This is a genomic window from Bacillus sp. FSL W8-0848 (assembly GCF_038007805.1).
Classification (GTDB): domain Bacteria; phylum Bacillota; class Bacilli; order Bacillales; family Bacillaceae; genus Bacillus; species Bacillus glycinifermentans.
The window spans coordinates 1563571-1588627 of the sequence record NZ_JBBOYB010000001.1; the positions used below are offsets into that span (position 1 = coordinate 1563571).

General features: G+C 47.3%; 28 protein-coding genes, 1 pseudogene and 1 other annotated feature. Of the genes and pseudogenes, 24 read left to right on the forward strand and 5 right to left on the reverse strand.

From position 1 onward, the window contains the following. Window positions 1-235: 235 nt before the first annotated feature. From ilvD to NSQ39_RS08230, 8 genes are all read left to right on the forward strand, one after another. The gene (gene ilvD, locus NSQ39_RS08195; protein WP_046129616.1) at window positions 236-1912 is read left to right on the forward strand and encodes a dihydroxy-acid dehydratase; all 1677 of its coding nucleotides are present in this window, start codon (window positions 236-238) and stop codon (window positions 1910-1912) included. Between the two features lie 87 nt (window positions 1913-1999). Beyond that, window positions 2000-2434 carry a BrxA/BrxB family bacilliredoxin gene (locus NSQ39_RS08200; protein ID WP_046129615.1) on the forward strand — a complete coding sequence of 145 codons (435 nt, stop codon included), beginning with the start codon at window positions 2000-2002 and terminating at the stop codon, window positions 2432-2434. Between the two features lie 42 nt (window positions 2435-2476). After that, on the forward strand, window positions 2477-3259 hold the full coding sequence (locus NSQ39_RS08205; RefSeq protein ID WP_309245898.1) for a class I SAM-dependent methyltransferase: 783 nt from the start codon (window positions 2477-2479) through the stop codon (window positions 3257-3259). A 256-nt stretch (window positions 3260-3515) separates the two neighbouring features. Continuing rightward, window positions 3516-3763, forward strand: a binding site (T-box leader). A gap of 53 nt (window positions 3764-3816) precedes the next feature. Then, a complete protein-coding gene (locus NSQ39_RS08210; RefSeq protein ID WP_046129613.1) occupies window positions 3817-5385 on the forward strand; it encodes a 2-isopropylmalate synthase in 1569 nt (522 codons plus the stop codon). Window positions 5386-5832: 447 nt separating this feature from the next. Continuing rightward, the gene (locus NSQ39_RS08215) at window positions 5833-6438 is read left to right on the forward strand and encodes a YpjP family protein (protein WP_046129611.1); all 606 of its coding nucleotides are present in this window, start codon (window positions 5833-5835) and stop codon (window positions 6436-6438) included. Window positions 6439-6454: 16 nt separating this feature from the next. After that, window positions 6455-7003, forward strand: coding sequence for a phosphatidylglycerophosphatase A family protein (locus NSQ39_RS08220; protein WP_046129610.1), 549 nt, complete (start codon window positions 6455-6457; stop codon window positions 7001-7003). A gap of 288 nt (window positions 7004-7291) precedes the next feature. Next, on the forward strand, window positions 7292-7780 hold the full coding sequence (locus tag NSQ39_RS08225) for a dihydrofolate reductase (protein WP_046129609.1): 489 nt from the start codon (window positions 7292-7294) through the stop codon (window positions 7778-7780). Window positions 7781-7795: 15 nt separating this feature from the next. Next, the gene (locus NSQ39_RS08230; RefSeq protein WP_046129608.1) at window positions 7796-8419 is read left to right on the forward strand and encodes a hypothetical protein; all 624 of its coding nucleotides are present in this window, start codon (window positions 7796-7798) and stop codon (window positions 8417-8419) included. A 54-nt stretch (window positions 8420-8473) separates the two neighbouring features. On the opposite strand, the gene trhA is transcribed toward NSQ39_RS08230, so the two are convergent. Continuing rightward, window positions 8474-9112, reverse strand: a complete 639-nt coding sequence (gene trhA, locus NSQ39_RS08235; RefSeq protein WP_046129607.1) for a PAQR family membrane homeostasis protein TrhA — start codon at window positions 9110-9112, stop codon at window positions 8474-8476. Window positions 9113-9127: 15 nt separating this feature from the next. Beyond that, entirely contained in the window at window positions 9128-10129 is a 1002-nt protein-coding gene (locus NSQ39_RS08240; RefSeq protein ID WP_046129606.1) for a sigma 54-interacting transcriptional regulator, read from the reverse strand. 234 nt (window positions 10130-10363) lie between these two features. Between NSQ39_RS08240 and ilvA the strand changes: the two genes are divergently transcribed. The 7 genes from ilvA (at window position 10364) to ypmT (ending at window position 15254) form a co-directional block, all read left to right on the forward strand. After that, a complete protein-coding gene (gene ilvA / locus NSQ39_RS08245; protein ID WP_175075046.1) occupies window positions 10364-11632 on the forward strand; it encodes a threonine ammonia-lyase IlvA in 1269 nt (422 codons plus the stop codon). Between the two features lie 98 nt (window positions 11633-11730). Further along, window positions 11731-11982 carry a YpmP family protein gene (locus NSQ39_RS08250; protein ID WP_046129604.1) on the forward strand — a complete coding sequence of 84 codons (252 nt, stop codon included), beginning with the start codon at window positions 11731-11733 and terminating at the stop codon, window positions 11980-11982. A gap of 95 nt (window positions 11983-12077) precedes the next feature. Then, window positions 12078-12920 (forward strand): DegV family protein, encoded by an 843-nt coding sequence (locus NSQ39_RS08255; protein WP_046129603.1) that lies wholly within the window; start codon window positions 12078-12080, stop codon window positions 12918-12920. Between the two features lie 19 nt (window positions 12921-12939). After that, window positions 12940-13521 carry an SCO family protein gene (locus NSQ39_RS08260; RefSeq protein ID WP_236809474.1) on the forward strand — a complete coding sequence of 194 codons (582 nt, stop codon included), beginning with the start codon at window positions 12940-12942 and terminating at the stop codon, window positions 13519-13521. Between the two features lie 123 nt (window positions 13522-13644). Beyond that, entirely contained in the window at window positions 13645-14397 is a 753-nt protein-coding gene (locus NSQ39_RS08265; RefSeq protein WP_065894557.1) for an SGNH/GDSL hydrolase family protein, read from the forward strand. Window positions 14398-14407: 10 nt separating this feature from the next. Next, window positions 14408-14971 (forward strand): YpmS family protein, encoded by a 564-nt coding sequence (locus tag NSQ39_RS08270; RefSeq protein ID WP_175075047.1) that lies wholly within the window; start codon window positions 14408-14410, stop codon window positions 14969-14971. Window positions 14972-15062: 91 nt separating this feature from the next. Next, window positions 15063-15254, forward strand: coding sequence for a protein YpmT (gene ypmT / locus NSQ39_RS08275; protein WP_046129599.1), 192 nt, complete (start codon window positions 15063-15065; stop codon window positions 15252-15254). 26 nt (window positions 15255-15280) lie between these two features. Here the strand turns inward: ypmT and NSQ39_RS08280 are convergent, their stop codons facing one another. Further along, window positions 15281-15964 carry a DUF4397 domain-containing protein gene (locus tag NSQ39_RS08280; protein ID WP_341014506.1) on the reverse strand — a complete coding sequence of 228 codons (684 nt, stop codon included), beginning with the start codon at window positions 15962-15964 and terminating at the stop codon, window positions 15281-15283. A 91-nt stretch (window positions 15965-16055) separates the two neighbouring features. Between NSQ39_RS08280 and NSQ39_RS08285 the strand changes: the two are divergent. Further along, a pseudogene (locus NSQ39_RS08285) lies at window positions 16056-17407 on the forward strand (MATE family efflux transporter). A 28-nt stretch (window positions 17408-17435) separates the two neighbouring features. Here NSQ39_RS08285 and NSQ39_RS08290 read toward each other — a convergent pair. After that, a complete protein-coding gene (locus tag NSQ39_RS08290; RefSeq protein WP_046129597.1) occupies window positions 17436-17684 on the reverse strand; it encodes a hypothetical protein in 249 nt (82 codons plus the stop codon). 65 nt (window positions 17685-17749) lie between these two features. After that, window positions 17750-18181 carry a MarR family transcriptional regulator gene (locus tag NSQ39_RS08295; RefSeq protein WP_046129596.1) on the reverse strand — a complete coding sequence of 144 codons (432 nt, stop codon included), beginning with the start codon at window positions 18179-18181 and terminating at the stop codon, window positions 17750-17752. Window positions 18182-18566: 385 nt separating this feature from the next. On the opposite strand from NSQ39_RS08295, the gene msrA reads away from it, so the two are divergent. The 8 genes from msrA to NSQ39_RS08335 all read left to right on the forward strand — a co-directional run bounded on the left by msrA (window position 18567) and on the right by NSQ39_RS08335 (window position 25052). Further along, window positions 18567-19115, forward strand: coding sequence for a peptide-methionine (S)-S-oxide reductase MsrA (gene msrA / locus NSQ39_RS08300; protein WP_046129595.1), 549 nt, complete (start codon window positions 18567-18569; stop codon window positions 19113-19115). Further along, a complete protein-coding gene (gene msrB / locus NSQ39_RS08305; RefSeq protein WP_046129594.1) occupies window positions 19102-19563 on the forward strand; it encodes a peptide-methionine (R)-S-oxide reductase MsrB in 462 nt (153 codons plus the stop codon). Before msrA ends, msrB begins: the two co-directional genes overlap by 14 nt. An 83-nt stretch (window positions 19564-19646) precedes the next feature. Then, window positions 19647-20423: a GNAT family N-acetyltransferase gene (locus NSQ39_RS08310; RefSeq protein ID WP_046129639.1), complete on the forward strand. Its 777-nt coding sequence runs from the start codon at window positions 19647-19649 to the stop codon at window positions 20421-20423. A 77-nt stretch (window positions 20424-20500) separates the two neighbouring features. Continuing rightward, complete coding sequence (locus tag NSQ39_RS08315) at window positions 20501-20635, forward strand: YjcZ family sporulation protein (RefSeq protein ID WP_046129593.1); 135 nt, start codon at window positions 20501-20503, stop codon at window positions 20633-20635. A gap of 461 nt (window positions 20636-21096) precedes the next feature. Continuing rightward, complete coding sequence (locus NSQ39_RS08320; protein ID WP_046129591.1) at window positions 21097-22455, forward strand: aspartate aminotransferase family protein; 1359 nt, start codon at window positions 21097-21099, stop codon at window positions 22453-22455. Then, window positions 22439-23131, forward strand: a complete 693-nt coding sequence (locus NSQ39_RS08325) for a CoA transferase subunit A (RefSeq protein WP_046129590.1) — start codon at window positions 22439-22441, stop codon at window positions 23129-23131. The genes NSQ39_RS08320 and NSQ39_RS08325 overlap by 17 nt, the downstream gene beginning before the upstream one ends. After that, window positions 23113-23793, forward strand: coding sequence for a 3-oxoacid CoA-transferase subunit B (locus tag NSQ39_RS08330; RefSeq protein WP_175075050.1), 681 nt, complete (start codon window positions 23113-23115; stop codon window positions 23791-23793). Before NSQ39_RS08325 ends, NSQ39_RS08330 begins: the two co-directional genes overlap by 19 nt. Further along, complete coding sequence (locus NSQ39_RS08335; RefSeq protein ID WP_046129588.1) at window positions 23781-25052, forward strand: peptidase; 1272 nt, start codon at window positions 23781-23783, stop codon at window positions 25050-25052. The genes NSQ39_RS08330 and NSQ39_RS08335 overlap by 13 nt, the downstream gene beginning before the upstream one ends. The last annotated feature ends 5 nt before the right edge of the window (window positions 25053-25057 follow it).

Sequence of the window (25057 nt, forward strand, 5' to 3'; positions counted from 1 at the left end):
TTAGAAAATATCACTTTTTCTATAAAAATATTTCGAATATTGTTGAAAAAAACTCTGAAAATATATATAGTAGGTAGCAATCATATCCGAATGTTTGAGGTCTGATAAATGGGGAGCGGTTATCAGATTGAAAAACAAAATCAGCCATCAGCTTGAAAATCCATAAAAAGAAGCTTTAGACAGACTGATAAAACTGAATATTCGGAATATACAAAGAAAGTTTAGGAGGATCATCATGACAGGTTTACGCAGTGACATGATTAAAAAAGGGATCGACAGAGCGCCGCATCGCAGTCTGCTGAGAGCGGCCGGGGTAAAGGAAGAGGACTTCGGCAAACCGTTTATTGCCGTTTGCAACTCATATATTGACATCGTGCCCGGTCATGTCCATTTGCAGGAGTTTGGAAAAATCGTCAAAGAGGCGATCAGGGAAGCGGGCGGTGTTCCGTTTGAATTTAATACGATCGGCGTCGATGACGGCATCGCGATGGGGCATATCGGAATGAGGTATTCCCTTCCTAGCCGCGAAATCATCGCCGACTCCGTCGAAACGGTCGTTTCGGCCCACTGGTTTGACGGGATGATTTGTATTCCGAACTGTGACAAAATTACGCCGGGCATGCTTATGGCGGCGATGCGGATCAATATTCCGACCGTTTTTGTCAGCGGAGGGCCGATGGCTGCCGGAAGAACGAGCGACGGACGGAAAATCTCGCTTTCTTCTGTATTTGAAGGCGTAGGGGCTTATCAATCCGGCAAAATAGACGAAAAGGGCCTGGAGGAGCTCGAACAGTTCGGCTGTCCGACTTGCGGATCGTGTTCAGGCATGTTCACGGCCAACTCGATGAACTGCCTGTCGGAAGCCCTTGGACTCGCGCTGCCAGGAAACGGCACCATTTTGGCAACGGCACCGGAAAGGAAAGAATTTGCGAAGCAATCAGCGCGCCAGCTGATGGAGCTGATCAAAAAAGATTTAAAACCGCGTGACATCGTCACCGAAAAAGCGATCGACAATGCGTTTGCCTTAGACATGGCGCTCGGCGGGTCGACCAATACGATCCTTCATACGCTGGCGATCGCAAACGAAGCAGGCATTGAATATTCGCTTGAACGGATTAATGAGGTTGCAGCAAGAGTTCCTCATTTATCAAAGCTTGCTCCCGCATCTGATGTGTTCATTGAAGATTTGCATGAAGCAGGAGGCGTCTCCGCGGTCTTAAACGAGCTGTCCAAAAAAGAAGGCGCCCTTCACCTGGATACGATGACGGTAACGGGAGAAACGCTCGGCGATAATATTGAAGGATGCGAGGTCAAGGACTACGAAGTCATTCATCCGATCGATCAGCCGTTTTCAGAACAGGGCGGGCTTGCCGTGCTGTTCGGCAACCTGGCGCCTGACGGGGCAATTATCAAAACCGGAGGCGTTCAGAACGGCATTACCCGCCACGAAGGCCCGGCGGTCGTCTTTGATTCGCAGGAAGAAGCGCTTGACGGCATCATAAACAGAAAAGTAAAAGCGGGAGACGTCGTCATCATCCGCTATGAAGGTCCTAAAGGCGGACCTGGAATGCCTGAAATGCTTGCGCCGACTTCCCAGATCGTCGGAATGGGTCTCGGCCCGAAGGTCGCGCTGATCACAGACGGCCGTTTTTCCGGAGCGTCGCGCGGGCTTTCAATCGGCCATGTGTCACCGGAAGCTGCCGAGGGCGGACCGCTTGCATTTGTAGAAAACGGCGACCATATTGTCGTTGATATCGAAAAACGGATATTGAACATCGAGATTTCCGATGAAGAATGGGAGAGAAGAAAAGCGAATTGGCCGGGCTTTGAGCCGAAGGTCAAAACAGGCTACCTGGCCCGTTATTCGAAGCTTGTGACGTCTGCAAATACGGGCGGCATCATGAAGATCTAGCGGTTTTTCGTTCGGAAGTTTGAAATTCATCCACCTCTGTAGTATCCTTTACATCAGTAGTGTAAGGTAAATAGAGGGGGCTTTTATATGTCAACAGCATACGAAGAATACATGCGCCAGCTCGTTGCTCCGATGCGTCAGGAACTGGTGCAGGCCGGCTTTAAAGAGTTAACGAACGAAGAGGAAGTCGAGAATTTCATGGAAGCTGCCGAGGGCACAACGTTTGTCGTCGTCAATTCGGTTTGCGGATGCGCCGCCGGACTGGCAAGACCAGCAGCCGTTCAAGCCGTTTCCGGAAGCGACCGCGGGCCCGATCAGACCGTAACCGTGTTTGCCGGTCAGGATCGTGAAGCAACTGCAAAAATGAGGGAGTATTTTAAAGGGTTTGAGCCTTCTTCCCCTTCCATGGCGCTTTTAAAAGGAAAAGAGGTCGTTCACTTTATTCCGCGTGAAGAAATCGAAGGCCGCGAGATGACAGAGATTATGAAAAACATTACAGATGCTTTTGAAAAACATTGCTAGAATGCCCTTTTTTCAAGGGCATTTTTTACGGAGAAAAAGATGATTGTTACGACAAGCTACAGACCGGCAGAAGACACGATATTAACGGCAAAAAAAATCAGCGGAACGCTCAATGCCCGATTTTCCGAGCGGAGAAAACGGCCGATCTATCAAATCAGGGAAACGGAGCAGGATGACGTCCTTGTGGTTGGAAAAGAGCGCTTTGAGCTTTATCACTCAGACGGTGAAAAGTTTTTCTTCCATCCAAACTCGGCCATGTTTCGCGCCAAGCGGCTTTTGAAAGGGGAGACGGATCCGTTTGTCGAAGCCGCTCAACTTACGCCCGGTGACAAGGTGATCGATTGCACGCTCGGCCTTGCTTCTGACGCGATCATCGCAAGCTTGGCCGTCGGGAAAGAAGGTACGGTTTTCGGAGTGGAAAAAAGCCCGCTTCTTGCATTTCTTGTAGAGAGCGGACTTCAGACATGGGAGACCGACCTTTCCGTTTTGAATCAGGCGATGAAAAGAATCCGCGTTACATCGGGCGACAACCTGGAATACCTTCGCCGGCTCGCTGATGATTCAGCAGATGTCGTTTACTTTGATCCCATGTTCGATGAAGGTATAGCGGCATCTGACGGCATTGCTCCCTTAAGGAAGCTGGCACACGCCGATTTTAATCTTTCGGGATGTGTAGAGGAGGCTCTTCGCGTTGCCAGAAAAAGAGTTGTCCTAAAAGACCATTGGAAGAGCCCGCGTTTTGAGGCTTGCGGCTTTGATGTAAAAAGGCGGAAAACCGCGCTTTTTCATTACGGCGTTTTGGAACTTGAACAAACCCAAGGGTAAAAGCCCTTGGGTTTGTTAGTCCGCGATTTCCATGACGATAAAATAAGCGAGGGTAATAAGCGAAGCTGTAATGAAAAGTCCTTCAACCATTAAGGATCACTCCCAATTTTGGAATGTTCTTCTTTGATTGTAAACGTTTTATTGATAAAAGAAAAGGTGCTTTTTCTCTTATTAAACGACAGAATTGATAAAACATTCTGATTTTAATGTTGACAATGCAGATGTGCTGGCTTATGATTGCATATAAATTCAATCATAACAAGCGAAGATTGGAAATAGTAGAAGGACAATAAGCTTTCAGAGAGCTGATGGGTGGTGAGAATCGGCACTTATTTCCTTTGAACTCATCCAAGAGCTGCACCCTGAACACCGATTGGCTAAGTAGGGGGAGCCGGAATTCTGCCGTTATACAGATAGGCGGTGATAGCCGCCGAAACAGAGTGGATTAATGACGGATTGATTAATCAATTAGAGTGGTACCGCGAGCAAAGCCTCGTCTCTATAAATAGAGACGGGGCTTTTTTTATACACCAATATGACAAAGGAGTGGTTTTGAGATGACAAGAAAAATTTGGGTGTTCGATACAACGCTTAGAGACGGAGAGCAGGTTCCTGGTGCGAAGCTCAACCTTTATGAAAAGCTGGAAGTTGCCAATCAATTAAAAAAGCTCCGGGTCGATATCATCGAAGCAGGTTTTCCTTCATCATCGGCCGGCGATTTCAATGCTGTGAAAGAAATCGCGAAAAAGGTAGGGAAGGCTGACGATGTGATCATCACAGGGCTGGCGAGGGCAGTAAAAGCTGATATAGATGCGGTTTATCACAGTGTGAAATACGCCGAACATCCGTTGATCCACATCGTGCTGGGCACTTCTGACATTCATATTGAAAAGAAATTCGGAAAATCAAAAAGCGAAATCATGAATATCGGTGTAGATGCAGTAAAATACGCCAAAACGCTTATGCCGGATGTGCAGTACTCGACAGAAGACGCTTCACGCTCCGACTTTGAATATTTATGGTCGACAATTGAGGCTGTTGTAAAGGCGGGAGCAACGATGATCAATATCCCTGATACGGTCGGCTATGCAGATCCGGAAGAGTTTGGCGAATTGATTTTCAAAATAAACGACCGCTTGAAAAACGTAAATGACCGGGTGCTTCTCAGCGTCCATTGCCACAATGATCTTGGCATGGCAACTGCCAATACGTTAGCTGCCATTAAAAACGGTGCAGATAAAGTGGAGTGCACGATCAATGGAATTGGCGAACGGGCCGGAAACGCTGCTTTGGAAGAAGTTGTGATGGCGGTGAACATACGTCGGACATTGTATCAGGCGTTCACGAATATCAACACAAAAGAAATTATGAATACATCCAGGCTTGTCAGCAGCTTGATGGGGCTTGATGTACAAGTGAATAAAGCCATAACCGGGGAAAATGCTTTCGCTCACTCGTCAGGCATCCACCAGGACGGTTTGCTGAAATCCAGGGATGCATATGAAATTATGAACCCGGTTGAGGTCGGCCTCGATGATATGGAACTCGTATTAACAGCCCGCTCCGGCCGCCACGCGGTGAAAAACGCGCTCGGGAAAATGGGGTTGCATCAGTTAACCGATCAGCAATTTGAAGAAATATTTGAAGCGTTTCTCAAACTGGCCGATACAAAAAAAGAAGTCTACCAACACGATTTATATGTCATCGCAGAGAACTATTTCGCAAAACATCATTCCCATGATCAAGACAAAACAGGGCACAGCAGGCATTTTTATGAGCTTATCGATTTGCAGGTCATCAGCAATTTTCATTTTCCGTCTGCCAGTGTGAAAATAAAACAGAATGAGCAAATCTTCCAATCGAGCGCTGTCGGTTCAGGCCCGATCGAGGCATTGTACGCCGCTATCACAGAAATCGCGGATTTCGATATTAAATTGATTGAATACAAGATCACGAGCGTATCAAGGGGAAAAGATGCCTTGGGGAAAGTCAGCATTCAAGCTGAATATAAAGGGGAAACTTACTCAGCCAAAGCAACGGATACCGATATTATGAAAGCGAGCGCTTTAGCTTACATTCATGCAATCAATCATATCGTGGTCGATCGCTTGCTTCAGGTGAAATGAATCAACGGGAAGGTTATCGAAAAAGTACAGCGCAATTGTTAGAACTGGGGTTTTTAAATGAGATGAAGCACGGTCGGATACGGGACGGAAGCCGATAAAGCAGTGCTTGTGATTGGAAGCGGACAAACCGGATTGATAAAGCTAAAAAGAGAAATCCGCCGGGAAAAGGCCGAAAAGACGCAGGAGCAGTCGAGAAACACGCAGGCCAACCGGAGGTGTAGCGGCCGTTTGGCTTGTGTGTTTCAGGTGAAAACCTCCTTTAATATGGGGAGATCTGGACAATCGAAGGCCCTGCTTCAGCCTGACGCCGGATGAGTTTTTGAAGCTCGCGGAAGGAGAAATTGTACGGGTAAACGGTCTTTCGGGATAACCGTTTTAGCTGACTGAAAATTCAACATATGATAGAATAAGAGAAAACGAATGTGGTCAGAAGGGAACTAATCGGCGATGAAGATGTGGATGAGAAAAGCTCTTGTAGCCTTATTTACAATTGCGACGTTCGGCCTTGTATCACCTCCTGCCGCTCTGATGGCGGACAAGCCGTCAGAGCATCAGAACATCAAGCAGCAGACGGGATATACGGCCGTATATGAAAACAGGGAAGGTTCCCTGTCTGACGGGGAGCAGGAACAAAAGCCTCCGTTTGACTCCTATATGACTGGGCTGCTGAATGATGCCGAAGATCAATCTTTTGCGAAGTTCGGGGACAAGATATCGCAAAAGATTGAAGATGAGTACAGAGAAGAAGTCCTTCCAAAGATCGAAGAAGTGATCGTCAGCCATCTGATGACGCTGAAAGACGATGAGGCATACCAGGATCTTGTGATTTCAAAAAAGCCGACACCGGGAAAATCGGAAAAAATCTTTCACGTGTATAACCGCAAAACAGGGGAGGATGTTTTAAGGTTTCACGTCAGAAGGGATCAGCCGCCCCAGCAAGGCTACTGGTTTAATTTTCATTATCACAGCGCAGAGGACGGCTTTCAAAAACACCATGACCTCGGAAGCATTTACTGGGACCGCAATACGCCGCCAAATTGGATGAGTCATTAAAGGAGATGCATGACAGATGAAAAAATATACGATGAATGAAATGGTGCACCTTACAAAAAACATGCTGAATGAACGCGGCGTCACCATTGAAGACATCGCGCTCATCGTTCAAAAACTGCAGGAAAAATACCATCCTGACCTGCCTTTGAGCGTTTGTATTGAAAATGTCGAAAAGGTTTTGAATAAACGGGAAATCATCCATGCCGTTTTAACGGGTATAGCGCTTGATCAGCTTGCGGAAAAGAAGCTTTTGCCAGAACCGCTTCAATATTTAGTGGAAACGGATGAACCGCTTTTCGGAATAGACGAAATCATTCCTCTGTCAATCGTCAATGTTTACGGATCGATCGGACTTACCAACTTTGGATATCTGGACAAAGAAAAATTCGGGATCATTAAAGAGCTGGATGATTGTCCGGACGGTGAGGTCCACACATTTCTTGACGATATCGTGGCTGCGCTGGCGGCTGCGGCGGCAAGCCGGATCGCCCACACTCATCAAAAGCTCCAGGACGAAGAGCAGGAAGAGAAAGCCGGACATCCGAGCGTGCACGGGAGTCGATAAACCGCCGAAAGGCGGTTTATTTATTTTGTTCACCTTTTCTGAAAAATGTCTTGTTGCCAAAGGCCAAACAAGATACACTACAAAAGGATGAAAAAAGTGAAACGAAATCAGATGTATACCGTCATATGTTTAGGAACGGAAAGGACGGGGAATACAAGCTTCATCAGCCGCCTGCTACGATGCTAAACCCCGGAAAGAGATGCCTCTTTACGCCAAAACCGCTATACATAGCAATCTTGATCATCCGTAAAGAAACCTGAATTATTCATAAAGGAGGCTGTCATACGCATGATTTCATTTATTTTTGCGATGGACCGGAACCGTCTGATCGGTAAAGACAATGATCTACCTTGGCATCTGCCGCGGGACTTAAAATATTTTAAAGACGTAACAAGCGGACATACCGTCATCATGGGAAGAAAAACGTTTGAATCGATCGGAAAGCCGCTCCCGAACCGAAGAAACGTTGTCGTGACAACAAATGGGGAGCTCGATCTGCCGGGCTGCGAAATGCTGCATTCGGCAGACGAAGCTGTGCGTTTTGCCAAAGAAAGCGGAGAAGAATGTTTTGTGATCGGCGGTTCAACGCTGTATACAGAACTGCTTCCTTATGCCGATAAGCTGTATATGACGAAAATTGATGAAGCGTTTGAGGGAGACCGTTATTTCCCGGAATTCAGCGAAGACGAGTGGGAAATCGTTTCGAGACAAAAGGGTGTAAAAGATGAAGAAAACCCTTATAACTACGAATTCCTCGTTTATCAGAGAAAAGGATAGAGAGGAGGGAATTTGGTGTTTCGCTCTTGTTTTTTGGCGATCTATGTAACCTATATGCTGTTAAAGCACATCAGATTGCTGTATGAGCTTCAGACGCTCGATCCGCGGATTTCTTATGCCAATCAGATGCGGGCTGTGTATGACAAGCCGAAATCTTTCATGCGCGGGTGTGTCGGGTTAACTGGATCAACCGTCTCCATTCACCAGTCCGGCAAGACTCCGGCAGGTCCTGTGCTGTATGTTCATCCGAAGCTTACGCTTGCAGATCTGGCTATTCTGCTCGGCCACCTGGATAAAACGCCTTCTTTTTTCGCGGAACCTCGTGCATTTCGATACCCGCTTATCGGGCAATGGCTGAACAAAATGGCCGCTATTAAAAAAACCGGAGACCCAAACGAAGCCGCTGAAAAAATAGAAGACATCGTTCGCAAAGGTCAAAGCTTCATCCTTTCCGAGGATGACGGGATTGATTATGAAGCTTTGGCAGGCAGGCTCGGCATCCTTGTTGTACCGGTTGAGACGGCAGGTGTCGGGGACATGCAAAAAGGGTCGTTTTTTAAACGGCTGAGACCTGCGGATATCGATCTGACGATTCATCAGGCTTACGCTATTTCTGAAAAAAAGCAGCTTCGGGCATAACGCTTAGGAAGCGCAAAAACACCGGGCACATTATAAGCCCGGTGTTTTTTTATGTTATACAAAAGGTACATTTGCAACGTAGAAGAGCACGCAGAAAAACATAGACGCGCTTCCCCCGAGGACAAACGTATGCCAAATGGCATGGTGGTAAGGAATTTTCCGCCATAAATAAAAGATCGTTCCGACGGAGTACAGGATTCCTCCTAAAAGGAGGAGCGCAAAGCCTTTGCCGGTTAATGCCTCATAAAGCGGTTTGATCGCAATGATCGCCATCCAGCCCATCAAAAGATACATCAAGGTGCTTACGACGATAAAGCGCTTGACGAAAAAGATTTTAAAAACGATCCCGCATACGGCAAGGCTCCAGACGACCGCAAGCATCGTATAGCCGAGAGGGCCTTTTAGAGGGCCGAGAACCAACGGTGTGTAAGTGCCCGCGATCAATACATAAATGGCTGAGTGGTCGATAATTTCCAATATATCTTTCGTTTTCGGATGCTGTATGCTGTGCAAGAGGGTTGAACTTAGATACAGAAACAGCATGGAGGCTCCGAAAATCGAAAAGCTGACGACATCAAGCGGATTGCCGTAGCGCACCGCGAAAATCACCAAAAATACGATCGCAGGGATGGACAGCAGGACGCCGAGTCCGTGTGTTACGGCATTGGCGATTTCTTCTTTAATTGTGTACATCAACATACACCCTTTCTAATCCTGAATGATATGATTTTTTAATGAGCTTAAAAAACGCAGCCCCTCAAGCGTTATTTTCGTTCCGGCTCTTCCGCGGCCTTTTGTGACGTATTCCCGTTTTTCGAGGTAGTCGAGTCTATTGCGGACCTGCTGCGGAGTAAGCTCAGACTTTCCGTTTTTGCTTTTTTCTGAAAGGATTCTCCTGCTTGCAGGCTCTCCTTTTTCATTCAGTTGTTTGATCGTTTCGAGCAAAAACGCAAATTCCTCTTTTTCCATCATCGTCAAGGATGCCGGCGCGTTTTTTTTGTCTTTTGTTTTCTTCTTATCAACCTGCTCCCGCAAGGCGGGCGGAATGTCATAAAGCTGAACGGTTGTTTGGTCTGAGACGGTTTTCATATAATCGGCCATATTTTTCAGCTCTCTTACGTTTCCTTGAAACTCGTATTGCTCCAAAGCCTTCCAAACGACAGGTTCGACATAGATGTCATGGTCTCCGCTCTTCAGGAAATGATGAACGAGAAGGGGAATGTCGCTTTTACGCTCACGAAGAGGAGGCAGCGGCAGGTCCAGCACGTTTAGTCTGTAATACAGATCCATGCGGAACTCATCGTTTTCAACGCGTTCTCTGAGCGGGACGCTCGAGGATGAAATAATCCTCGGGCCGGTCCCTTGTTCAATGGCGGCCAAAAGCTTTCCCTGAAGGGATAAAGAGAGGCCCCACACCTCATCGAGAAACAGGGTTCCGGGATCCAGCCCGGAATCGTGAAAAAGTTTGTCTTCCAATTCTTCTTCACATGCTGCGCTGCAGTTCACTTGCAGAAACGGACCGCCGGCAAAAGGTGATTCATAGTGGATGGCTTTTGCAAACAGCCCTTTTCCCGTCCCTGTTTCCCCTGATATGTAGACCGGGTGAACGGATTCGGCAAATCGTTTGGCTCTGTTTTTTGTCTGTACAAAAGAATCGTCTTCACCGATCAAGTCAGCGAAAGTGATCGAAGGACAAGTGTATTGGATCATTGTTAAACTCCTTTTGGTTTCAATTGGTTCTATTATAACACCCAATTGAAACAAATAAAGCTTTTTTTGCAAAAACAATCTTTTTGAATGAAACGGTTCTTGCAGTCGTATATATGGATAAAGCGGTGAATCGTTAAAAAAGTCTGCAAATAAAATAGAATTGCTCTTTAAATTTTGAATATTCATGATATAATGGCGTATTAAATAAAGCTTTATAAAGAAAGGATCCTATAAATGAAACCGTTGCTTAAAGAAGACTCTCTCATCCAAGTCAAAGACATTTTAAAAGCACACCAAAACGTAAAAGATGTTGTCATTCATACCCCTCTTCAAAAAAACGAGAGGCTGTCTGAGAGGTACGATTGCAACGTTTATTTAAAAAGAGAGGATTTGCAGGTTGTCCGCTCATTCAAACTGAGAGGCGCATATAACAAAATGAAGCAGCTGTCAAAAGAAACGACGAAAAACGGCGTCGTCTGCGCAAGCGCCGGCAACCATGCCCAGGGCGTTGCATTTTCGTGCAAGCACCTCGGCATCCACGGGAAAATTTTTATGCCGTCTACAACGCCGAGACAAAAAATATCCCAGGTTGAGCTCTTTGGAAAAGATTATGTCGAAATTATTCTGACCGGTGATACGTTCGATGATGCTTATCAAAGCGCTGTATCATGCTGTGAAGAAGAAGGACGCGCATTCATCCATCCGTTTGACGACCTTGACGTGATGGCCGGACAGGGAACGGTTGCCGTTGAAATCTTAAATGATATTGAAGCAGAGCCGCATTATTTGTTTGCCAGCGTCGGAGGAGGTGGCCTTCTTTCAGGGGTGGGAACCTATATGAAAAATGTGTCCCCTGAGACGAAGCTGATCGCGGTCGAGCCGAAAGGAGCGCCTGCTCTGTTTGAGTCCAATAAAAAAGGCGAAGTTGTCATGCTCGCCAAAATCGACAAATTCGTAGACGGAGCCGCCGTACAAAAAATCGGCGACCAAACCTTTAAAACGCTCGAAGCCGTCGTCGATGACATTTTGCTCGTTCCGGAAGGCAAGGTCTGCACATCCATTCTCGACTTGTATAACCAATGCGCGATTGTCGCGGAACCGGCCGGGGCTTTGCCGATTGCCGCTTTAGATCTTTACAAGGATGAAATCAGAGGGAAAAATGTCGTCTGCATTGTCAGCGGCGGAAATAACGATATCGGCAGAATGCAGGAAATCAAGGACAGGTCGATGATGTACGAGGGCCTCCAGCATTATTTTATCGTCAATTTTCCGCAGCGGGCCGGGGCGCTGCGCGAATTTTTGGACGAAGTACTCGGGCCGAACGACGACATTACACGGTTTGAATATACAAAGAAAAACAACAAAAGCAGCGGGCCGGCTCTCGTCGGCATCGAGCTGAAACAGCGCGAAGATTATGAACCGCTCATCGACAGAATGAACCGAAAAGGATTCCGCTACGTTGAAGTCAACAAGGATGAAGGGCTCTTCAACCTGCTGATTTAAGACATTTTTTTGAATACATCGCATCATTTCCGGACAAAGCTTCCCGGTATTATGTATAATATAATAAAGAAAATATCCAATAAAAGAGGATTGATACCTTGTTACTCAAAAGCCTAGAGTTCAAACGATCGGATGGACAGCAGGTGAAGGTGACGGAAATACCATTGTTAAAGGAGGACGACCCGCACTTTTTTATGGCGAAGCTGAGGCTTGAAGCGTATTTAAAAGAGCTGTATGATTCGAGGCGGACAAAAAGCGTCTACTCCTTCAGGGAATATTTAAAACGGGCATTAAAATGGCGGGATTACCTCGCGATTTATCAGCAGGAAGAACTAAAACATAATGCATAGCATGCAAACATTCTTTGCCAGCCTAAGCCAATGGCCGGCAAAGAATTTTTCATGCGGTTTTTGCGCCACATGGAATCGACAGGATGTGAAAAGGATTGGCAAACATTAAGATCGTAACGGATTCGACTGCGGATCTGAGCAGGGAAACGCTTCGCAAATACGGTATTTCCGTACTGCCGCTTTCCATAGCAATTGACGGAAAGATTTACAGGGATCAGCTTGATATACAATCTGATGAATTTATTGAGAAGATGGGAAAAGCAGCTGAGCTTCCGAAAAGCTCCCAGCCGCCTTTGGGGGCTTTTATCGACTTATACGAAAAACTGACCGAAGACGGGAGCGAAGTGATCAGCATTCACCTTTCAAGTGAACTAAGCGGAACGTATCAGACGGCTGTATGCGCTTCAAAAATGGTTGACGCATCGATTACGGTAATCGACTCGATGTATATTTCAAAAGGCTTAGGTTTTCAGGTAGTGAGGGCAGCGGTCCTTGCCGGGCAGGGATTGACGGCTGCAGCCATAGCGGAGGACCTTGAACGGCTCAGACACCGCACTTCTCTGTATGTGACGATCGACACTCTTGAAAATTTGATCAAAGGGGGGCGCATAGGCAGAGGGAAAGCGCTGATCGGTTCCTTGCTGAAAGTAAAGCCGATCGCGAGGCTTGAAGACGGGATTTACACGCCTGAAAAAAACGTCCGCAGCAGCGCTCAGCTCATTAAATATTTAACAGGCCAATTCCTTTCGGCCGTAAAAGGAAAAACCGTTCAGGCGATCGGCATCGCCCATGCAGATGCGCTGGAGCTGGCGCATAGACTGAAAGCTTCATTGCTTGAGCATGTTCCGGGGATGGACATCGACATTTTATGCACCACACCGATCATATCGGTTCATACAGGAAAAGGAGCGATCGGTTTCACCTTTTATACCGACTGACAAAGGGGATGGGGAAGGATTGAAAAACGTTTTCGGCGCACTGTTTGCCGGTATTGTCATCGCTTTGTTATCCGCCTGTGGCACCAGTAAAATTGAAGACCCGCTGAATTATGATGTACAGTCTTTTTCTTTTCAAAATCAAGATCATAAAACGGTATCGCTCGACAGCTTAAAAGGAAAAGTGTGGGTCGCGGACTTTATTTTTACGAACTGTGAGACCGTTTGTCCGCCGATGACCGCGCACATGACAGAACTGCAAAAGCAAATGAAAGAAGAAAACGTACAAGCCCGGATCGTCTCGTTCAGCGTCGATCCCGAAAACGATACGCCGGAAAAGCTGAAAAAATTCGCGGCGAACTATCCGCTGTCTTTGGACAATTGGGATTTTTTGACTGGATACTCGCAGGCTGACATCGAAAAGTTTGCGCTGAAAAGCTTTAAGGCAATCGTCAAAAAGCCGGAAGACGATGATCAGGTCATTCATCAAACCTCATTTTATTTAATCGACCAGGAAGGGAAAGTCGTCAAAGATTATGACGGTGTTAAAGATACGCCGTATGAAGATATCATCGCAGATATTAAAACTCTTGAAAAACGCTGAACATAGTATGCTAAAGCCTGTTTTTCCCCGCCGGAAAACGGGCTTTTTGCCGTGCGATTTTCAAAAGAAACAAAACGTGTTACACTTTCTTTTAGGTGATAAAGAAGGAAGGGGCATCGCTATTTGAGCAAACGGTTTTTTCCAGTCATGATCGTTCTTGTCTGTCTGCTCTCAGCATGTACAATTGGCAATGCGGGAGCCGAAAAAACGGCGGTTACTCCTAAGCGGAACATCGTCATCGCCGCAGTAGGAGACTCTCTGACAAAGGGAGTTGGCGACCAGGAAGGAAAAGGTTATGTCGGAATGGTGGCCGAAAAACTGAAGAGCCGCAGCGATGTAAAATCGGTTACGGTCAAAAATTATGCGGTGAAAGGCTACCGGACTGATCAGCTGAAGAAAAAGCTGGAAGAACGACAGGTGCAGGAGGGGCTGAGGGACGCCGACTATATCTTGCTGACAATCGGCGGGAACGATCTGATGAAGGTGGTCCGCCAAAACTTTGCACATTTGACGCTTCAGCCGTTTAGAGTCGGGCAAAAGGCATTTGAAGAAAGGCTTGGGGACATTTTAACGGACATCAGAGAGCAAAACGGCAGTGCGGAGATCGTTTATGTCGGCATGTACAACCCGTTTACATTTACGCTTTCAGAACTGAGGGAAGTCGGTCAGGTTGTCGGCGAATGGAATGAAGGAGCGAAGGGGGAGCTCAAAAACATCCCCAATGCAAAAATGGCCGATATCGCTGACATCTTTGAAGAATACAGCGATGAAAAAAAGATTGCAGATGATGAGTTTCATCCCAATCATTACGGGTATTCACTAATAGCAGAGCGTGTTTACGATCAAATGACAAAAGAAGACTTTCCGCAAGAATAAGGTGAAAAACATGAAGAAATGGAAAAGTTTATTTTTAACGTTATTAGCAGTGAATATCATCATTTTGGCCGGCGTTTTGAATCTCCTGATCCTTCCCGGCGGCGAAAGGGAACAGGCCGGGCCTCCAGCGAGCGAGTATGAACTGAATGTGACCGCCACGAAGGAATCATTGTCGGCATTCATCAATTCGTATTTGCAAAAAGAAACATCGTCAGACCTTGACTACAAGGTTGAGATCGATGATGAAGTTCACGTCATCGGCGCCATCCGCGCCTTTTCATCGACGGTCGATTGCGCGGTGTCCTTCCGGCCGTCAGTCGAAAAAAGCGGGGATGTCGTTCTTCATGTAACAAAATTTTCTTTAGGAAGGCTGAACATCCCGATATCGTTTGTTTTAAACTACATGGATCAGTTTTATGATCTCCCGGATTTTGTCCATGTCCGCGCACATGCGAAAGAAATTCAAATCCGCTTATCGGAAATGCCGCTTAAAAACGGAATGTACGTAAAAGCGAAAACCATCGATTTGAAAAAAGACCAAATCGAATTTGTCTATTATCAGCCGGCATCATAACCGAAAGTTGACGAAACGTTTAAAATACAGGACAATATAAAATATTAATAGGTAAGGAAGAATTTTCTTTTTGAATAGTAGAGGTGACCGTATGGAGCGTATCAATAAATATTTCAGCTTATTGGCGTCATTATTTGGACTGTATTTTGCGGCGCTCGCAGCCCTCAGCTTTTTCGACGATGATATGGACAAAATGTATTTAAACATCGGCTATTGCGCCTTATTTTTGAGCATTATGGTATTTACGCTTGATGTGAAAAAACGAAAAAAAACGGACCGGTAAAAAAAGAGACATCACGTCTCTTTTTTTCAATCGGCACCGTCAGTATGTTTTTTCATTTCAAGAGACGGATATCCATTGACAAACCCGAGGCAATAGAAGGTGACCGGCTGGCCGTTTGAAAGCTCGGCCTTCGGAACATTCAGCAAGACGGTTTCTGCTCCTGCTGCACGTATTTCCAAGTCGGTTTTTTCAAAGGGACATGCGATATAGTGGCTTGCGTTTGCAAAGGACACGTTTGCAAAAAGAACGGGCCCCTTTCTGACGGCAAGATCAAGAGCCGGGGCGTCGGGGGAGAGATGAACGAACCTCATACTGCGTTTGCTATCTTGAATAGATACCCGGTCTGACATCGCGAAAGGAAACGGCTTTGACAGGGTGCCGGTAATGGCGATTGTATAATGGGTAGCCGGCATGATGTCATAATATACGGTAAGAAGCAGAGGGCGCAGTGCCCCTGCCTTTAAAACGTCGATTCGGCAGATGCCGGCGATAATCGGCACATAAGAGGACAGTTCTCTATAAGGTGCGTTTTGAAACAGCGGAAATCCGTTGACGAGCACGTTGATATCGTCCGTGCCGGGAGCGGCGTGAAGCAGCCTGAGCATCGCCTGGGCGTTGCCGGCCCGAAAAGCAGCGAGCGCCTGCTTCTCTGTATACGGAGCATAAAAGACCGACTCAGTCCGCCGGCCGTCATATATTGTGCTGTCCATCTGCACACGCCCCTTTCTAGTTTTTCTTTCATGATATGAGGTTTTCCCGGCATCTGCCACAGCCGGGGACAAAGCAAAAAAGGAGAAGGAAATGAATACGGATTTTACATACGGAAATGTTTTGACACAGCTGATTTTTTTCTCCGGGCCCATTATTCTCGCCAACCTTTTGCAGATTTCCTTCCAGTTCATCGACAGCTTGTGGGTCGGAAATTTGCTCGGCGCCAAAGCGCTTGGAGCGACGGCTGTCTCCGGAACGGTTTTCTTTACGGTCCTGTCGTTTGTATTGGGGATCAATAATGCTGCGCTTACGATTTTATCCCAGCAAAAAGGGAAGGGCGACAAAGAGGGACTTGCATCGTACGTCAATGCATTTATTGTGATCATGACGGTGATGAGCCTTTTGCTCGGCATAATCGGCTATATGTTTACAAATCCTTTGCTTTCCCTTCTGCAAACGCCGAATCAAATGATGGATTTAGCATCCGGCTATTTAAGAATTCATTTTATCGGAATTATATTTTTGTCGGCTACAATTTTATCAGCACCGTATTGAGGGCTGTCGGCGACAGTCAAACACCGCTCAAGTTTGTGCTGATTGCTGTTATGTTAAATCTCTTTTTGGATCCGCTGTTTATATCGGGGTTTGATTTGGGGATTTCAGGAGCGGCTTACGCCACCGTTCTTTCCCAGGGGATCGCGTTTATTTACGGCATCGTCCATACGGTGAAAAAAGGGCTCGTGCCTTTTACGCTTCCAAAGCTGCCTTCGCTTGAAGAGACTTCTGTTATTTTAAAGCTCGGGATTCCCGCCGGCTTGCAAATGGTCGTGATTTCAGGCGGTTCGATGGCGATTATGAGCGTTGTCAACTCATTTGGAGAAAGCGTTGTTTCCGGATTTGGAGCCGTCCAGAGAATTGACAGCCTTCTCATCCTGCCGGCGATGGCCATCGGAACGGCCGTCAACAGTATGGCCGGTCAGACGATCGGAGGCGGGGACATGGAGCGAACGAAGAAAATCGCAAACTATGGCGTTTTTTACGTGGTCATGTTCATGCTGTCGATCAGCGCCGCCGTTTTCTTCGCCGGATACCATGCGGTGAAGCTGTTCATTTCAGAGCCTGAGGCGGCCGGCTTTGGAGAACAATATTTGAAAACGATTGCCTTCTTTTATCCGTTTATCGGTATTAATTTTGTGTTAAACGGTGTGGTAAGGGCTTCTGGCGCGATGTTTCAGATTTTGGTGCTGAACGCGGTCTCCTTTTGGGTATTGCGTTTCCCGTTTTCATATATGTTTTCTGAATGGACCGGCGAAAACGGCATCGCGCTCGGCATCGGCACGAGCTTTATGTTAAGCAGCCTGACCGCGTTTCTGTATTACCGCTATGGAAAATGGAAGCATCTCGTACTTTTCGGGAAAGAAAAAAGCACACCTTCTTCTTAGAGGGGTGTGCTTTATAAGTCGTTCGTTTTCAGCGTTTATCATATTCGGCGAGCTTGATAAACGTTTTTTCATCTTCGATTAACCCGCAGACGCCGCACTGTACTTTCATTACGGGGCCGTTGTATGGAAGATGAAAAAGGGAGCGTTCGTCCGTTGAATACGTTTCTAAAATTTCCCCTGTTGAAGGGTCAAGCTTGACGGAGATCGGCGACTGTTCAATCAAATTGAAGCGTGTCCGGTTCGTTTTGCAGTTTGGACATAGGTAGGGAGCTGCCATATGTGTGCACCTCTTTTTGATCTTAATGTGCTCATGAGCGTGCAGATATATGTAAGTTCACCGGTTTAGTGCTGTCCTTTTTTGTCAAGCTTGCTGAACAGTTCGATCAGCGTTTTCAGCTCATCATCGGTGTAGCAGCTGAATCGTTTAAAATAATATTCCGTTTTCTTTTCTTCGAAATATCTGATAATTTCTTTGCCGGCATCTGTCAGGTGGATTTTGATGATCCTTCTGTCTTCTTTTGAACGGACTCTCGTGATCCATCCTTTTTCGACCAATGCATCGGTTACCGCGGTAATATGGCTGGCGGAAACGCCCAAAATCGTTGCGAACTCCGTCACCTTTTTCGGCCCCTGCTCGCTCAGCAGGCGCAGGATCATAAATTCATTCCGAGACATCTCTTTTTCGAGCAGCTCATTTATTTCATCGCGCATTTGTTTAAATACTGTGCGAAGCAAGGCTTCCATATCGTACATCATTTGTTCTCTAGCTTTCAAATTTCGCCCCTCCATACAATTAGCAAATTTCCGCTTTCTTTAGAAAGGAATAACCGAATCAGCATGAATTTTCCTTTTCATGAACATGATATCACTATGATACCATAATTTTTGACTGATAAGTAAATGTTTAAGCAGATTTTTAGTTCATGTGACCGCCAATTGACAAAGGCAAAAGCGGCAACAGCGGGAGGATTGACCGTTTATGCAGTAAGCGAGTGATGGAAAAGACAAATAATTGTCACAAATCTCTCTGCAAGAGGAGAAAGTCGGATGCCTGGGGTTTTTTTAGAATAATGTATGAGCGTGAGCAGAAGAAGATGGAAAAGCAAAAGGCTATGATATAATAGTTCACATCACGTTTTATGATAAGGAGGCAGCGCATATGGCTGAAAAACGGGAACTCGCTACGTTTGCGGGAGGCTGTTTTTGGTGCATGGTCAAACCTTTTGACGAACAGCCCGGCATTATGAAAGTCGTCTCAGGCTATACGGGCGGTCATAAAGAAAACCCGACATATGAAGAGGTCTGCAGCGATACGACCGGACATCGAGAAGCGGTGCAGATCACGTTTGATCCCGATATCTTTCCATATGAAAAATTGCTTGAACTTTATTGGCAGCAGATCGATCCCACAGACAGCGGGGGACAGTTTGCGGATCGCGGCGAATCCTACCGGACGGCGATTTTTTATCATCATGACCGACAGCGGAAGCTCGCTCTGGAATCAAAGAAAAAACTGGAAGAAAGCGGCGTCTTCAAAGATCCGATCGCAACCGAGATTCTTGAAGCCGGCCCGTTTTATCCTGCTGAGGAATACCATCAGGATTACTATAAAAAACATCCTGAGCGCTATAAAAGGTACCGTGTTGGAAGCGGGCGAGAGGGATTTTTAAAAGAGCATTGGGGAGGCTTGGGACATGGGCGTCAATAATAAAGAAGAACGGCTGAAACAGCTCAATCGGATGCAGTACGAGGTGACGCAGAACAACGGGACAGAACCCCCTTTCCAAAACGAATATTGGGACCACCGGGAAGAGGGAATCTATGTTGATATCGTTTCCGGGAAGCCGCTGTTTTCCTCGCTCGACAAATTTGATGCCCACTGCGGCTGGCCGAGCTTTACGAAGCCGATTGATGAAGGTGAGATAGAGGAAAACCTTGATACGTCCCACGGCATGATCAGGACGGAAGTCAGAAGCAAGACCGCTGACTCGCATCTCGGTCACGTGTTTCCCGACGGCCCGGGTCCAAACGGTCTACGCTACTGTATCAATTCAGCCGCGCTCCGTTTTATTCCGAAGGGCGATCTTGAGAAGGATGGCTACGGAAAGTATGCCGGCTTATTTGAGAAAGGAAAAAAAGACTCTGAAAAGAATTGACATTCTCCCGTCAAAAGATGATCCTTTTTATGAAAGGGTCATTTTTTTATATCATTTATACGAACCGAAAAGAGGCTTCCGTCATGAAATCAATTGCACAAGCTGAAGAAAACTATTTACTGCTGACATGCAGCAAAAAAAGCGAAGCGTCTTATGACGTTTTTATAGATGATCAGATTCCGCAAATGTTTGCCAACCATTTTATACAGCTGCGGGACGATTTTCCGATGGAAGATTTATATTCGCTGCTCGTTCGCGTTCCGGGGATTTTAAAACGAAATTACATTCATGTGAAAAGTTCATTTGGCAAGAGTGTTCCGCTTTCTATGAAAAAAGCATTGTTTGATCTCGGGTATGTTCTTGATGAGGAGCTTTTTTACAGCATCGACCTGGCGGAATGGCAGGGGAATTCCGCGTCAGGTCGGATCAGATGGGGAACGGCAACATCGCTTCAGGACGGCTGTGATGTGATGCAGACCTATGATGCGCTGAGCGTGAATGAGACATTTGCCAAAGAGAAGCTGCGCCGCAAGTATCCATTTTATGAAAAAGGCATTATTCAGCTGTTTGTCTGCTACTCTGACGATGGGACGCCGATCGGCTGTGCGGAGCTTTACGCAGATTACCGGGAAAACGTGTCCAAAATCGAGGAAGTCGCCATTTTAGAGCCGTATCAGCGCAAAGGCTATGGAACAGAACTGCTCCATGAAATGCTTGCCGAATCGAAACGGTCAGGGCTGGAGCTGAGCTATCTGGTCACGTCTGGAAGCGATCAGGCGAAACGGTTTTATGAAAAGCTCGGATTTCGGAGAGAGCATCGTCTGACAACCATTTTTAAATATTTGTTTTCCTCGATGTAGGCAGAAGCACAAACCAATGGTGACTTGGCCCGCATAGGCTGGGGTGTAACGAATTTTTAGGAAAGGATGAATGTCCCGTGTATTACCCCCATCATTGCTGTGATTACGGCGGCTATGGATACGGCCATGGATTTTACGGAAGAAGCACGTTCGTATTAATCGTCGTACTCTTTATTTTGCTGATTATCGTCGGAGCTGCTTTTATCCACTAAAAAAATATAGAATCAAACCGGTTTATAACATCTTCACAAAACCTTCCATCCGTCGGGAGGTTTTTGTTTTGCAAAAATGAATCGTCAAATATCCCCTTAATATGTAACATCAACCTGCACAAGATATTGCTTTTATCCTGCGTTTTGGGCACCTGTTGTGAGTTTCACAACAGGAAGAATCATATTGAAGCATGATTTGGACGTAAAAGGAGGTCTTTCCGGAATGATGGTCTGGAACGTTTTTGTCTGCCGTTTCTTTTTTATCCCCATGTAGATTCCCGGCATCCGCTTCTCGCGGAAAGTTTCGGTTTCCGCAGGCGCCAGTGTGTCGCCTGTTTCTCGCATCCGAAATGCAGCCCGCATGTCTGTCTTCATTTACGCTTTCGAAAAAAGAATGCGGCCATTTCCCGTTTCATACAATGTAAAGAAAGTCCTGTTCCTTGGGAGGGGGGATATGCCGCATGTCATTTTTGATTAAACCGGATCTTCACGGAAGTTATCCGGTCGTTCACCATGCAAAAGGAAGCTATATTTATGACCAGTCGGGAAAACGATATCTCGATGGCTGCTCAGGTGCCGTTACCTGCAATCTCGGCCATGGCGCAGCAGAGGTTATCGCCCGGCTCAAAGAACAGCTTGATGCAGTTTCTTTTGTCTATCGTTCGCAGTTTACCAGCGAGCCGGCCGAACAGCTTGCCGAGCTATTGGCAGACGCGCTTCCGGGCGATTTGAATTGGTCTTTTTTTGTAAACAGCGGGTCTGAGGCGGTGGAAACCGCGATGAAGATTGCCGTTCAATATTGGCAGGAGAAAGGACAACACGATAAAACGGTGTTTCTTTCCAGGTGGAACAGCTATCACGGCATTACGAACGGAGCCCTTTCGCTGTCGGGATTCTATGAGCGACGTTACCGTTTTACCCATCTTCTTCACAGGTACCCAGCCGCATCCGCACCGAACTGCTACAGATGTCCGTATGAGCTTGATTCTTCAGCTTGCGGTGCGGCATGCGCGAATGAAGTGGAGCTTTCGATCAAACGAATCGGCAAACGGTTTATCGCCGGCTTTGTAGCGGAGCCTGTGATCGGAGCGGCCGGTGCCGCGATTACGGCTCCCGGCGACTATTACAAAAAAATAAAGGACATTTGTGAAGCGAACGATATTCTGTTTATTGCGGATGAAGTGATGAGCGGCTTGGGAAGGACGGGAAGGATGCTTGCCATCGAACATTGGGGCGTCACACCGGACATTGCCGTTCTCGGCAAGGGAATGAGCGCAGGCTATTCTCCAATTGCTGCTGCCGTTATAACCGATGACATGATGGAGACGATCAAAAATGGATCAGGAGTCATCATGAGCGGACATACCTACAGCGCCAATCCTTTTTCAGCCGCTGCGGCACTTGCGGTTCTCCGCTATATCATCAAGAACGATCTCCCCCGAAAAGCCGCGGTAAAGGGTGATATGCTGAAGGAGAAATTAATGAGCGTCATGGAACAAACCGGTATCATCGGCGAAATCCGCGGCAAAGGGCTGCTCTTGGGCGTCGAGTTCGTCTCCGATCAAAAAAGCAAAAAGACGTTTCCCGACTCCTTATCGGTATCAGGGCGGATCATTGCGGAAGCGAAAAAGAGGGGACTCCTCCTGTACCCGGCGCAAGCCGGCATCGACGGAGGGGGCGGCGACGCCGTCATCGTCGCGCCGCCGCTTACGGTATCAGAAGCGGAGATGGAGGAGCTCGTTCACATATTCAGAGAGTCTGTCCATGAAGTTGAAAAACAAGTAGAAAAGGGGATACAGGCAGATGGCCCTTTTGAATAAACGGATGTCAATCGAGGATGCGGTAGCAGATGTAAAGGATGGATCGACCCTGATGTTTGGAGGGTTTGGCGGCGTCGGCTCACCGCCGTCGCTCATCAGGGCGATTTTGGAAAAAGGCGTGAAAAACTTAACCGTAATTTGTAATGATGCAGGATTTCCCGGGATCGGCATCGGACCTCTGATCGTCAACAACCGCGTCAAAACGCTGATCGCCTCCCATATCGGCTCCAACCCCGTCGCCGGCAAACAAATGACCGACGGCCTTCTCGAAGTCAAATTTTCGCCTCAGGGAACGCTGGCCGAACGGATCCGTGCGGGCGGCGTCGGACTTGGCGGCATTTTAACAGACGTCGGAATCGACAATGAGATGGTGCTGGAAGAAAAGAAAACCGTCTCTCTAAACGGCCGCACGCTCATCGCAGAAACAGCGCTGACTGCGGAAATTGCCTTTATTTACGGAAAAACGGCTGATGAATTCGGCAACCTCACTTATGACAAAACAGCCCGCAACATGAATCCGCTCATGGCGATGGCTGCAGACAAAACGTATGCAGAGGTTGAACAAATCGTCCCGGCAGGCGGACTGCATGAAGAGGAAATCGTGACACCCGGCATTTTCGTCGATGGGGTGGCCGAATCAAAGGGGGTGATGTGGAAATGGGTTTGGGAGCATTAGAGAGGGAAGAGATCGCTAGAAGAGCGGCTCAAGAAGTGAAAAACGGAATGATCGTCAACTTGGGAATCGGCATCCCGTCGCTCGTCCCGAACTTCCTGCGTCCGGGGATTTCCGTCATGATTCAATCCGAAAACGGTGTGCTCGGCATCGGGGAGACACCTGAAAAAGGGATGGAGGATGAGAATCTTTGCAATGCGGCGGGCTACCCGGTCACTGTCGTAAAAGGCGCCTCTTATTTTGACTCCGCCGTGTCGTTCGGAATGATCAGAAAGGGCTGTATTGATTTGACGATCCTTGGCTCCCTTCAGGTCAGCCAATCCGGAGATCTTGCCAACTGGATTGTGCCGGGAAAAAAAGTTCCGGGGATGGGAGGGGCGATGGAGCTTGCGCAAAAAGCAAAAAAAGTGATCGTCGTCATGAGCCATACGGATAAAAACGGGGAGCCCAAGCTTCTCGAAGCCTGCACCCTTCCGCTCACGGCGAAGGCTTGCGTTGACATGGTGATCACTGATAAAGCGGTATTTGCGATTGAAAACAATCACTTTGTATTGAAGGAACTGATGAATGAAGCGTCTCTTGATGACGTGCTGCGGCTGACGGATGGACGCGTCCAGACCGATCTGCCGTTTTCGCAGGGAGGAGGAATTGGATGGAGAACATAGAGAAAAAAGTGTGCGACTGGATTGATACGCATGAAATCAAAGCGGTTCGTCTGTTAAAAAAGCTCGTCGGGGAAAAAAGCACGATGGGGCAGGAATTTCACGCGCAAGCTGTCGTTTTGGAAAAACTGAGGCAGTTTGACGCCGAAATCGACGTCTGGGAACCGAGCATTAAGCAGTTGCGCCAGCATCCGCTTTTTAAGTCCGACAGAACGAGCTTTAAAGAAAGCCCGAACATCGCGGCCAGAAAACGGGGCACAGGAGGCGGAAAATCACTCATTTTAAACGGCCACATCGATGTTGTGCCTGAAGGAAGCAAGAAGGATTGGGATACCGAGCCGTTTCAGCCTGTTGTCAAACAAGGAAGGATCTACGGCAGGGGAACAACAGATATGAAAGGGGGGACCACCGCTCTGTTAATGGCGATGGAAGCACTCGAAAAGTGCGGCATCAGGCTGAAGGGAGACCTCATCTTCCAAAGCGTCGTTGACGAGGAATGCGGAGGAGCGGGAACGCTGGCCGCCGTTACGAGGGGCTACCGCGCGGACGGTGCGCTGATTCCGGAGCCGACGAACATGAAATTGTTTATCAAACAGCAGGGATCGATGTGGTTCAGAATCACGGTAAAGGGGCTTTCAGCACACGGAGGTACAAGGTATGAAGGGGTCAGCGCAATCGAAAAGAGCATGATTGTCATCGAATCCATCCGCCAGCTTGAAAAGGTGAGGAATAAAAGAATAACAGATCCATTATATGAAAATATTCCGATTCCGGTTCCGATCAACATCGGAACGATCAAAGGAGGCACATGGCCTTCATCGGTAGCCGACACCGTAATGATAGAGGGAAGGTGCGGCATCGCCCCGAACGAATCCCCCGAAGATGTTCAATCTGAACTGGAGAGCTGGCTGAAGGATCTGGAATATCAAGACGAATGGTTTAAACATTATCCGGCCGAACTTGAATGGTTTGGCGCAATGTGGCTTCCAAACGATTTGACCGAGGATGACGAACTGGCCAAGACGCTCAAATCAGCCTATGAAACAATCACCGGCGAACAGCCCGTCGTCGAAGCGTCCCCATGGGCGACAGACGGCGGCGTATTGTCGCATGCGGGGAACACCCCCGTCATCGTATTCGGCCCCGGTGAAACGAAACTGGCTCACCAAGCCAATGAATATATCGAAAAAGACGCCCTTATCAAAGCGGCGAAGATTATCAGTCTTTTTATTATGAAGTGGTGCGGCATTGAAAGAATATGACCGGC

Bases quoted from the DNA above. Each gene is read 5' to 3' on its own strand.
- NSQ39_RS08210 (WP_046129613.1), top strand. From the start codon at position 3,817: ATGACAAGAAAAATTTGGGTGTTCGATACAACGCTTAGAGACGGAGAG.
- NSQ39_RS08325 (WP_046129590.1), top strand. From the start codon at position 22,439: ATGGCCCTTTTGAATAAACGGATGTCAATCGAGGATGCGGTAGCAGAT.
- trhA (WP_046129607.1), bottom strand. From the start codon at position 9,112: ATGTACACAATTAAAGAAGAAATCGCCAATGCCGTAACACACGGACTC.
- ypmT (WP_046129599.1), top strand. From the start codon at position 15,063: ATGGAGCGTATCAATAAATATTTCAGCTTATTGGCGTCATTATTTGGA.
- NSQ39_RS08320 (WP_046129591.1), top strand. From the start codon at position 21,097: ATGTCATTTTTGATTAAACCGGATCTTCACGGAAGTTATCCGGTCGTT.
- NSQ39_RS08240 (WP_046129606.1), bottom strand. From the start codon at position 10,129: ATGATCCAATACACTTGTCCTTCGATCACTTTCGCTGACTTGATCGGT.
- NSQ39_RS08220 (WP_046129610.1), top strand. From the start codon at position 6,455: ATGAAAAAATATACGATGAATGAAATGGTGCACCTTACAAAAAACATG.
- NSQ39_RS08310 (WP_046129639.1), top strand. From the start codon at position 19,647: ATGAAATCAATTGCACAAGCTGAAGAAAACTATTTACTGCTGACATGC.
- ilvA (WP_175075046.1), top strand. From the start codon at position 10,364: ATGAAACCGTTGCTTAAAGAAGACTCTCTCATCCAAGTCAAAGACATT.
- NSQ39_RS08215 (WP_046129611.1), top strand. From the start codon at position 5,833: ATGAAGATGTGGATGAGAAAAGCTCTTGTAGCCTTATTTACAATTGCG.
- msrA (WP_046129595.1), top strand. From the start codon at position 18,567: ATGGCTGAAAAACGGGAACTCGCTACGTTTGCGGGAGGCTGTTTTTGG.
- NSQ39_RS08330 (WP_175075050.1), top strand. From the start codon at position 23,113: ATGGGTTTGGGAGCATTAGAGAGGGAAGAGATCGCTAGAAGAGCGGCT.
- NSQ39_RS08270 (WP_175075047.1), top strand. From the start codon at position 14,408: ATGAAGAAATGGAAAAGTTTATTTTTAACGTTATTAGCAGTGAATATC.
- NSQ39_RS08280 (WP_341014506.1), bottom strand. From the start codon at position 15,964: ATGGACAGCACAATATATGACGGCCGGCGGACTGAGTCGGTCTTTTAT.
- NSQ39_RS08225 (WP_046129609.1), top strand. From the start codon at position 7,292: ATGATTTCATTTATTTTTGCGATGGACCGGAACCGTCTGATCGGTAAA.
- ilvD (WP_046129616.1), top strand. From the start codon at position 236: ATGACAGGTTTACGCAGTGACATGATTAAAAAAGGGATCGACAGAGCG.
- NSQ39_RS08200 (WP_046129615.1), top strand. From the start codon at position 2,000: ATGTCAACAGCATACGAAGAATACATGCGCCAGCTCGTTGCTCCGATG.
- msrB (WP_046129594.1), top strand. From the start codon at position 19,102: ATGGGCGTCAATAATAAAGAAGAACGGCTGAAACAGCTCAATCGGATG.
- NSQ39_RS08335 (WP_046129588.1), top strand. From the start codon at position 23,781: ATGGAGAACATAGAGAAAAAAGTGTGCGACTGGATTGATACGCATGAA.
- NSQ39_RS08290 (WP_046129597.1), bottom strand. From the start codon at position 17,684: ATGGCAGCTCCCTACCTATGTCCAAACTGCAAAACGAACCGGACACGC.